This window comes from Nocardia wallacei (assembly GCF_029869545.1).
GTDB classification, from domain to species: domain Bacteria; phylum Actinomycetota; class Actinomycetes; order Mycobacteriales; family Mycobacteriaceae; genus Nocardia; species Nocardia wallacei_A.
In genome coordinates this window covers 1-4,204 of record NZ_JARWQD010000326.1, presented here as the reverse complement: position 1 = coordinate 4,204, position 4,204 = coordinate 1, and the positions used below count along the sequence as shown (strand labels likewise).

Genomic DNA, 4,204 nt, shown 5'->3' with positions numbered 1-4,204 from the left:
CCGCACCTGACCGCCACGCTGCGCTGAGCTTCGGTCCGCGGACCGAACGGGCAAGAGCCCCCCGGCTTTTAGGTAGCCCGATATAGAGTCGCAAGGGGGGTTAGATAAGCGGCGAAACCCCAAAGCCCCGCGGCTTTGCGGCTCCCCCGCATATCAAACCCCCCATCCCACTCTATATCCGGCCACCTAAACGCGGTGCGGCTCTTGCCCGTTCGGTCCGCGGACCGAAGCTCAGCGCAGCGTGGCGGTCAGGTGCGGGTAGCCCTTCTTCGGGTGCTTCAGCGACAGGTCCCAGCCGCCGTCGGCCTGGTCGGCGTAGACGTTGACCGTGGACGGCAGCAGGACCGGCTTGCCGAACTTCACCGAGTAGGTGGTCTGTGCCGGGACACGCCCCTCGATGACGCCGAGAATCGCTGCGGCCGACCACATTCCGTGCGCGATCGAGCGCGGGAAGCCGAAGGCCTTGGCGCCCAACGCCGACATGTGGATCGGGTTGCGGTCACCGGAGGCCGCGGCATAGCGGTGGATCATCGCCTGATCCACGCGCAGCGTACGCAGCGGCGGCGGGGGCACCTCGTCCGGCTTGGGCTCCGGCTTCGGACCGCCCGACAGCGACGTGCGCTGCTGGTGCAGGAACGTGGTGACCTGCCGCCACACCTGCTCCCGGCCGACGCTGATCTCACTGATCGCGTCGACCAGCAGGCCCTTCGGGTGCTCGCGCAGGTTCTCCACGTGGGTGCGGATGTCCAGCGGCTCGCTCACCGAGATCTCGCGGGTGCGCTCGATCAGATTCTCCGCGTGCACCGCGCCCACCGCGACGAACGGGAAGTCGCGCGCGACAACCAGCTGCATGGCCAGCGGGAAGGTGAGCACGAAGGGATAGGTCAGCGGCAGCGCGTCGCCGAAGCGCAGCCCGGTCGCGTGACAGTACGCGGCGAGATGGTCGACATCGACCTTTATGCCGCTCAATTCCACTGCGCGATCGGGGATCTGCGACTTGCGCGCCGTCAGCAGCGGAACGGCCCCCAGGGCGGCCTTCAGGTAGAGGCTGCCCGTCTTGGGTGGCTCGTTCAGCGAAATGGTCTTGGTCATGATGCTCCGATCAGGCGCCGATGAGGCTCTGGCCGCAGACGCGGACGACGTTGCCGGTCACCGCGTTCGACGCCGGGCTGGCGAAGTAGGCGATGGTCTCGGCGACGTCGACGGTCTGGCCGCCCTGCGACAGCGAGCTCATCAACCGGCCCGCCTCGCGGGTGCCCAGCGGGATGGCGGCGGTCATGGCCGTCTCGATGAAGCCGGGGGCGACGGCGTTGATGGTGACGCCCTTCTCGCCCAGCTTCGGGGCCTCGGCGTCGACCATGCCGATGACACCGGCCTTGGAGGCGCCGTAATTGGTCTGGCCGCGGTTGCCCGCGATACCGGCGATGGAGGACACGTCGATCACGCGGCCGCCCTGCTTCAGCGCACCCTTGGACACCAGGGACTCGGTAATGCGGTGCGGCGCGGCGAGATTCACGTTGAGCACCGAGTTCCAGCGGCCCTCGTCCATATTGGCGAGCAGCTTGTCGCGGGTGATGCCGGCGTTGTGCACGATGATGTCGATGCCGCCGAAGCGCTCGGTGGCGAATTCGGCGATCTTGTCCGCGGCGTCGGCGGCGGTGACGTCGACCGCGAGGGCGGTGCCGCCGACCTTGTTGGCGGTCTCCGACAGCGCCTCGCCGGCGGCGGGGATATCGGCGACGATCACCTTGGCGCCGTCGCGGGCGAAGACCTCGGCGATGGTGGCGCCGATGCCGCGCGCCGCGCCGGTGACCACGGCGACCTTACCGTCGAGCGGCTTGTCCCAGTTGATGTCGGCGGCGGCGTTGTCGTCCTTGCCGACCCGGAACACCTGGCCGTCGACGAAGGCCGACTTGCCGGACAGGATGAAGCGCAGGGTGGACTCCAGGCCGGTCGCCGCGGCGGCCGCCTCGGGGTGCAGGTACACCAGGTTGGCGGTGGCGCCGCGCAGCAGCTCCTTGCCGACGCTGCGGGTGAAGCCCTCCAGCGCCCGCTGCGCGATCTGCGGCTCGACGCCCGAGGCCAGTTCGGGAGTGGTGCCGATGACCAGCACCCGACCCGACGGCGCGATCGAGCGCATCGCGGGCTGGAAGAACTCGAACAGCTGCTCGAGCTCCTCGATGGAACCGAGGCCGGTGGCGTCGAACACCAGCGCGCCGAACTTCACGCCCGGTGTGGGGGAATCCACGAAGGTGTAGTCCGACAGCAGGTTCCGGGTGGCGTCGGCGACGCGGCCCTTGCCGCCCACCAGCACCGGGCCGGGCAGCGCCGGTTCGCCCGGGGTGTAGCGACGCAGGTGCTCCGGCTTCGGCAGTCCCAGCTTGCTCGCCAGGAACGCGCCGGGGGCCGAGTGAATGAACGATCCGTAGAGGTTGGGAGCGCCCTTACTCTTGCTGGCTGCCACTGTTCCTACCTTTTCTCGTGTCGAATGTGGATGCGTCGACCTTCGGTTGCCTGCCGCCCCGAGCGTTGTTGCGCACATCTACGGGGTACGGTGTCGACAACGAACTTACTCCAGAGTAAGTTTAATGTAAACCGACAGCGTAGGGGCATCGGTGCAGAGCCGAATTCCGGCCACGCCCGAGCGCCGGACAATCCCGACGAGAGTGTGGAGACTCGAGTGACTACCAAAGCCCGTTCGGCGAAGGCCGCCGCTTCCAACAGCGGCGGGACCAAGCACACCAAGCAGACCCGCCCGGTCGCGGTCCTCGGCGGCAATCGCATCCCGTTCGCGCGCTCCGACGGCCGCTACGCGCACGCCTCCAACCAGGACATGTTCACCGCCGCACTGAACGGCCTGGTCAGCCGCTACGGGCTGCAGGGCGAGCGGCTGGGCATGGTGGTCGGCGGCGCGGTGCTCAAGCGCGTCGGCGAGCACGGCATGATCCGCGAGAGCGTGCTCGGCAGCGAGCTGTCGCCCTACACCCCGGCCCACGACCTGCAGCTGGCCTGCGGCACCGGCCTGCAGTCGATCGTCACCGTCGGCGATGCGATCGCGCTGGGCCGCATCGAGGCCGGGGTGGGCGGCGGCACCGACACCACCTCCGACGCGCCGATCGGCGTGAGCGAGTCGATGCGCGAGTGGATGCTCGACGCCAACCGCGCCAAGAAGAACTCCGACTACGTGAAGCTGGTCGGCCGGCTGCGTCCCTCGATGGTGGGCATCGAGATCCCGCGCAACGCCGAGCCGCGCACCGGGCTGTCGATGGGCGAACACGCCGCCATCACGGCCAAGGAGTTCGGCATCGCCCGCGAGGCGCAGGACGAGCTGGCCTACCTGTCGCACCGCAATATGGCCGCCGCCTACGACCGCGGCTTCTTCGACGACCTGATCACGCCGTTCCTGGGCCTGACCCGCGACGACAACCTGCGCCCGGGCTCCACCATCGAGAAGCTGTCGACGCTGAAGCCGGTGTTCGGCAACAAGCTCGGCGACGCCACCATGACCGCCGGTAACTCCACCCCGCTCACCGACGGCGCCTCCGCGGTGCTGCTGGGCAGCGAGGAGTGGGCCGCCGAGCGCAACCTGAAGCCGCTGGCCTACCTGGTCGACAGCGAGGTCGGCGCGGTCGACTACATCTGGGGCCCCGACGGCCTGCTGATGGCGCCGACCTACGCGGTGCCGCGCCTGCTCGCCCGCAACGGCCTCACCCTGCAGGACTTCGACTACTACGAGATCCACGAGGCGTTCGCCTCGGTGGTGCTCGCGACCCTGCAGGCGTGGGAGTCCGACCAGTACTGCAAGGAGCGGCTGGGCCTGGACGGCGCGCTCGGCTCGATCGACCGTTCGAAGCTCAACGTCAACGGGTCCTCGCTGGCCGCCGGTCACCCGTTCGCCGCCACCGGCGGCCGCATCATCGCCTCCACCGCGAAGCAGCTGGCGGAGAAGGGCTCCGGCCGCGCCCTGATCTCCATCTGCGCCGCCGGCGGCCAGGGCGTCGTGGCCATCCTGGAGCGCTGAGCCCGCGGCTCCACGAGGGGGGGGGGCCCGGGGGCGCACCCCGGGCGCCGCCCCCGCGCGCCCCCCCCCCCCCCCCCCGGGGGGGGGGGGGGGGGGGGGGGGGGGGGGGGGGGGGGGGGGGGGGGGGGGGGGGGCCAAAAACGGGGCCACGCGGGGGGGGACGGGGGGGGGGGCGCCCCGGGG

3 protein-coding genes are annotated in these 4,204 nt (G+C 70.2%); 1 reads left to right on the top strand and 2 read right to left on the bottom strand.

Annotation, left to right across the window (positions count from 1 at the left end; translation table 11 throughout):
• Nucleotides 1-231: 231 nt before the first annotated feature.
• A complete protein-coding gene (locus QH290_RS29955) occupies nucleotides 232-1,092 on the bottom strand; it encodes a MaoC family dehydratase (RefSeq protein ID WP_280386532.1) in 861 nt (286 codons plus the stop codon).
• A gap of 10 nt (nucleotides 1,093-1,102) precedes the next feature.
• On the bottom strand, nucleotides 1,103-2,464 hold the full coding sequence (locus QH290_RS29950; RefSeq protein ID WP_280386530.1) for a 3-oxoacyl-ACP reductase: 1,362 nt from the start codon (nucleotides 2,462-2,464) through the stop codon (nucleotides 1,103-1,105).
• Between the two features lie 216 nt (nucleotides 2,465-2,680).
• Between QH290_RS29950 and QH290_RS29945 the strand changes: the two genes are divergently transcribed.
• Nucleotides 2,681-4,021 (top strand): acetyl-CoA C-acetyltransferase, encoded by a 1,341-nt coding sequence (locus QH290_RS29945; RefSeq protein ID WP_280261358.1) that lies wholly within the window; start codon nucleotides 2,681-2,683, stop codon nucleotides 4,019-4,021.
• Nucleotides 4,022-4,204: the final 183 nt, after the last annotated feature.

Bases quoted from the DNA above. Each gene is read 5' to 3' on its own strand.
- QH290_RS29955 (WP_280386532.1), bottom strand. From the start codon at position 1,092: ATGACCAAGACCATTTCGCTGAACGAGCCACCCAAGACGGGCAGCCTC.